Here is a 4,924-nt window from a genome sequence, read left to right on the forward strand (position 1 = left end):
TCGCGCAGGCGGGCATCGGCCGCAAGTTCCAGAAGCCCACGGTGTTCGAGCAGCTCAGCGTGTTCGAGAACCTGGAGCTCTCGCTCAAGGCCGATCGCCGGGCGCTGTCGTCCGTGTTCTTCAAGCTGAGCAGCGCCCAGCTGGACCGCATCGCCGAGATGCTCAAGCTGATCCACCTCAAGGACCATGCCCAGCGCACGGCTGGCCTACTCTCGCACGGGCAAAAGCAGTGGCTGGAGATCGGCATGCTGCTGATGCAGGATCCCAAGCTGTTGCTGCTGGACGAACCCGTGGCCGGCATGACCGATGAAGAGACCGAGCGCACGGCCGAGCTGTTCCTGTCGCTCGAAGGCGCGCATTCGCTGGTGGTGGTGGAGCACGACATGAAGTTCATCAACGAGCTGACCACGCGTGGCAGCACCGCCGACAAGAAGAAGGTGACCGTGCTGCACGAGGGCTCGGTGCTGGCCGAAGGCACGCTGGCGCAAGTGCAGGCCAACGACAAGGTCGTCGAGGTTTACCTGGGTAGATAAGCAATGCTGAACGTCGAACAAGTCAACCAGTACTACGGCGGCTCGCACATCCTGCGCGGCCTGGGCTTCGAGGCCAAGGTGGGCGAGGTCACCGTGGTGCTGGGCCGCAATGGCGTGGGCAAGACCACGTTGCTCAAGAGCCTGATGGGCCTGGTGCCCATCAAGTCAGGCGCGATCAAGCTGGACGGGCAGGGCATCGACAAGCTCAAGCCCTATGAGCGGGTGCGTCTGGGCGTGGGCTATGTGCCCCAGGGCCGCGAGATCTTCGGGCGCCTCACGGTAGCCGAGAACCTGCAGATGGGACTGGCCAGCAAGCCGGGCAGCACGCCGTTCCCCGAGCAGCTGTTCGAGCTGTTCCCGGTGCTCAAGCAGATGATGCACCGCCGTGGCGGTGACTTGTCGGGCGGGCAGCAGCAGCAGCTGGCCATCGCCCGCGCGCTGGCGGCCGGCCCCAAGCTGCTGATCCTGGACGAGCCGACCGAAGGTATCCAGCCCAGCATCATCAAGGACATCGGCCGCGCCATCCGCAAGCTGGCNAAGGTATCCAGCCCAGCATCATCAAGGACATCGGCCGCGCCATCCGCAAGCTGGCCGATGAAGGCCTGAACGGCCAGAAGATGGCCGTGGTGCTGGTCGAGCAGTTCTACGATTTCGCCGCCGAGCTGGCCGACCAGTATCTGGTGATGGAGCGTGGCGAGATCATCCAGCGTGGCCGCGGCAGCAGCATGGAAGCCGACGGCGTGCGCCAACTCATGTCGATCTGACCCTGGAAGCGGCGCACGCTGGCGTTGCGAGGCCTCAGCCGCGACGGCGGCGGGCCATCGAGCCGACCACGCACAGGCCGGCGACCATCATCGCGTAGGTCTCGGGTTCGGGCACGGCCGGTGCGAACGAGGTCTGGCCAGGGCTGCCGATGGTGCCGGCCACCGAACGCCAGGACCCTTCCACATCCCCCACCGACGACAGCGTCCACAGGCTCACGTCGTTGGCGCCCAGCGCCGCCAGGGTGGTGGCATGGCCGCTGCGGTTGTCGGTCTTCGGGCTGGTGCCGAAGGTCAGGCGGTCTGCCAGCTGAGTGCCGTTGTAGAGGTTGATTTCGTCGCCGTTGCCCAGGTTGTTGGTGTAATCGCCCAGCACCTTGACGCTGGCCGACAGGCCCCAGTCGGTGCGGAACACGTCGGCATCGGTTTCGGTGATGATGACCGATTCGCCGGCGGCCACGGTGCCCAGGCCGGCCAGCGAAAACACGCCTGCGATGCGCGAGTCGTCGTCGTAGCTCCAGTGGCTGAAATCGATGGCCGTGCTGCCGATGTTGGTGAATTCGATGAACTCGCCGACGCCGCCCTTGTACATCCATTCGGTGATGACGACCTGGGCCTGAGCGGCGGTGGAGGCGATGGCGGCGGCCGCGATGGCGGCGATCTTGATGAACTTCATGGCAATGTCCTGCTGGGATGTGTGCAAAGGGTGGAAGAGGCGCGTCAGGCGTGACGGCGGCGGGCGGCGACGGCGCCCAGCACGGCCAGGCCGCTGAACATCAGGGCAAAGGTCTCGGGCTCTGGCACGGCGGCGGTCAGCACGTAGATGTTGGGTGTCTCGTCGGTCAGGTAGATCGTGCCGTCGCTGGCGATGGTCACGCCCTCGGCCGTGTCCGAGATGCTGCTGAAGTCGAACGAGCTGACCACCACGCCGGCGCGCGTGACTTCCAGCAGGCTGCGCGATTCCTGGCTGATGATCAGCAGGTTGCCGGCGTAGCTGGTGCCCACGAAGCCGCTGAGCGTCTGCACGTCCGAGAGATCAGCTACGCCCAGGCTGGGCGTGAACAGGCTACCCACGGTGTGCGTGCCGTTGCTGAAGTTGATGCTGCCCAGGCCGACAAACTGCGGGCCCTTTTCCTTCACGGTCACGAACTGCCCGCTGGCGCGGTCGTACGAGAGGCCTTCCAGGCCCACATTGCCCACGGTCGCACCCAGCGACACGGTGGCCAGCGAACCGCGCGATGCCGTGCCGCCTGCCTGGTAGCTCAGCTTGTAGACGTCCTGGATGCGCTCTTCACCGACCACGAACTGGCCGTTGCCTATGTAGGTCAGCGCTTCGGTGTCGTCGAAGCCGCTCAGGCGCATGCTGCTCACCACGGTGCCGCTGCGGGTCACCTCGGTGATGTACTCACCCTCGTCGCCGACCACGTAGAGATGGTCGTTGTCCCAGTTCCAGGTGATGGCAGAGGATTCGGACGCGGTGGAGGTGGGCAGGGCAAGGGTCTGCGTCAGGCTGTAGCGCGACAGGTCGAGGCCCGCGGCGCTGGCGCCCAGTGGCATGCAGGCGGCCAGGATCAGGGCGGCTGTGGAACGGATGAACGTGGGCACGGTTGGACTCCGGTGAAGCTGTGGTGTTGGATCGACGCCCGCGCACTCTAGGAATCCGACATTTCACGGGCATGACACCGGGGGCATCCATCGGTGTGCGCCCCCCGAATCGGGCGGGCAGTTAGACTCGGGCCTCTTTTCCTTCCGAGACACTTTTAGGAGCTGCCATGCCCACGACAACGACCTCCGGCCTGCAATACGAAGACACCGTCGAGGGCGGCGGTGACGAAGCCAAGGCGGGCGCCTACGTGTCCGTGCACTACACCGGCTGGTTGTTCGACAACGGCGTCAAGGGCGCCAAGTTCGATTCCAGCAAGGACCGCAACGACCCCTTCGAATTCCCCCTGGGCGCCGGCCATGTGATCCGCGGCTGGGACGAGGGTGTGCAGGGCATGAAGGTGGGCGGTACCCGCGTGCTGACCATCCCGCCCGAACTGGGTTACGGTGCTCGCGGCGCTGGCGGCGTGATTCCCCCCAACGCAACGCTGCTGTTCGAAGTGGAACTGCTGGCCGTCTGAGGCCACGCAAAGCGGGATCGGCCATGTTTGCTCCCAGCCAGGAAGAGGTGCGGCGGTTTTTCTGCGGCGCCTGGGCCAAGCATCAGGCGGTGCAGCCGCTCACGCCGCTGGAAGCCCTGGCCGTGGACTGGATCACCCAGCATCCCGAGTACCACGAGGACCTGTCCGACGTGGAGACGGCCATTGCCGCCCAGTTCCTGGTGGAGGAAGGGCGCACCAACCCCTTCCTGCACCTGTCGATGCACCTGTCGATCACCGAACAGACCAGCATCGACCAGCCCCGCGGCATCAAGGCCGCGGTAGAGCGTCTGGCGCACCGCCGATCATCCCTGCATGAAGCGCATCACGAGGTGATGGAAGCGCTGGGGCAGATGGTCTGGGCCTCTCAGCGCTCTGGCCAGCCCTTTGACGGTGAGGCGTACATCGCCGAGATCCTGGCTCGCGCCAGCCGTTGATTTCACAATGTGGATTGTGAGGGTGTGACCACTTGATTGAGTGGGTTGCAGGCGCGGATGTGTGCCTGTCCGAAATTCCTTCAGGACAGGCTGTGTAAAACCAGAGGATGTGATGTTTGTCACATCTTGGGGATGCCTTACTTGGGGATTTATGGCCTTCAGGTGTGATCCATTACACCTGATTAGGGGATTCGAGACTGTTTTAGCGCGATAACGACGAGTTACATTCGTCGCCAATCACGTCACAGACAGGATCTGCCATGCCCATTCTTTCCAAGTCGCCTTCCGGAACCGTCACCGGCCTGTGGGGCTCTGCATTCGTGAAGCTGCCCAACGGCAAGCTCAAGCCGCTGCAGGTGGGCGACAGCGTGAAGCCTGGCGAGCAGATCATCACCACCCAGGACGGCATCGTTCAGATCACCAACCCCAAGGGCAAGGTGGCCGAGGTCAAGCCGGTGGCGCCTGTGTCCGACATCGATCGGGACATCGCCGCTGTGGAGCGCGGTGACGAAGCCCCGGCGGCCGGCCTGACCGGCGGCGGCGAAGGCGGTCTGACACCCGGCCTGCGTGTGGACCGTGTCAGTGAGTCCGTCACCCAACTGAATTTTGAGTTTGGGACCGAGCGCTTGGCACCAGAAGTGCCGACCGTGGTCGCGCAACCCCTGTTCTTCACGGCCCCAACGCCTGAGCCTACCGTGAGTGGCGTGAGCAGCCCCATCGTCACCGAAGGCGGCAACCTCGACTTCCAGATCACGCTCAGCAACCCGCCTACGACGGCGGCCACCCAGGTGGTGCTGCAATTGAGCAGCGGCAGCGCCACGGTGGGAACCGATACTGGCCCCGTGCAAGTGTCGCTGGACGGCGGCCAGACCTTCCAGACCGTGACGCCTTCGCCGAACGGTTCCATCACCGTGAATGTGCCGGTCAATACGCCCGCCGATGCGATCGTTGTGCGTGTGCCGACCGTGCCTGATGCCATCAGTGAAGGGCCCGAGACGCTCACGCTGACGGCGGGCACCCCTCAGAACGCAACGCCTGCCGCCGGCACCGGC

The 4,924-nt window shown here is 64.8% G+C and carries 6 protein-coding genes and 1 pseudogene; 5 read left to right on the plus strand and 2 right to left on the minus strand.

Features of this window, described 5'->3' with window-relative positions; genetic code table 11:
- Both EIP75_RS23560 and EIP75_RS23565 read left to right on the plus strand, forming a co-directional pair.
- The coding region (locus EIP75_RS23560; RefSeq protein WP_125245632.1) for an ATP-binding cassette domain-containing protein at window positions 1-533 on the plus strand (533 nt) is incomplete at its 5' end.
- Between the two features lie 3 nt (window positions 534-536).
- A pseudogene (locus EIP75_RS23565) lies at window positions 537-1,297 on the plus strand (ABC transporter ATP-binding protein).
- Window positions 1,298-1,331: 34 nt separating this feature from the next.
- Here EIP75_RS23565 and EIP75_RS23570 read toward each other — a convergent pair.
- Window positions 1,332-1,970 carry a lamin tail domain-containing protein gene (locus tag EIP75_RS23570; protein ID WP_125245633.1) on the minus strand — a complete coding sequence of 213 codons (639 nt, stop codon included), beginning with the start codon at window positions 1,968-1,970 and terminating at the stop codon, window positions 1,332-1,334.
- A gap of 44 nt (window positions 1,971-2,014) precedes the next feature.
- The gene (locus EIP75_RS23575; RefSeq protein ID WP_233585020.1) at window positions 2,015-2,899 is read right to left on the minus strand and encodes an SdiA-regulated domain-containing protein; all 885 of its coding nucleotides are present in this window, start codon (window positions 2,897-2,899) and stop codon (window positions 2,015-2,017) included.
- A 167-nt stretch (window positions 2,900-3,066) separates the two neighbouring features.
- Between EIP75_RS23575 and EIP75_RS23580 the strand changes: the two genes are divergently transcribed.
- The 3 genes from EIP75_RS23580 to EIP75_RS23590 form a co-directional block, all read left to right on the plus strand.
- A complete protein-coding gene (locus EIP75_RS23580) occupies window positions 3,067-3,417 on the plus strand; it encodes an FKBP-type peptidyl-prolyl cis-trans isomerase (RefSeq protein WP_125245634.1) in 351 nt (116 codons plus the stop codon).
- Window positions 3,418-3,440: 23 nt separating this feature from the next.
- Window positions 3,441-3,872 carry a DUF1841 family protein gene (locus tag EIP75_RS23585; protein ID WP_125245635.1) on the plus strand — a complete coding sequence of 144 codons (432 nt, stop codon included), beginning with the start codon at window positions 3,441-3,443 and terminating at the stop codon, window positions 3,870-3,872.
- Window positions 3,873-4,132: 260 nt separating this feature from the next.
- Window positions 4,133-4,924, plus strand: a 792-nt coding sequence (locus tag EIP75_RS23590) for a hypothetical protein (RefSeq protein WP_199758689.1), incomplete at its 3' end; no start/stop codon positions are given.

This window comes from Aquabacterium soli, assembly GCF_003933735.1.
Lineage (GTDB): Bacteria > Pseudomonadota > Gammaproteobacteria > Burkholderiales > Burkholderiaceae_C > Aquabacterium > Aquabacterium soli.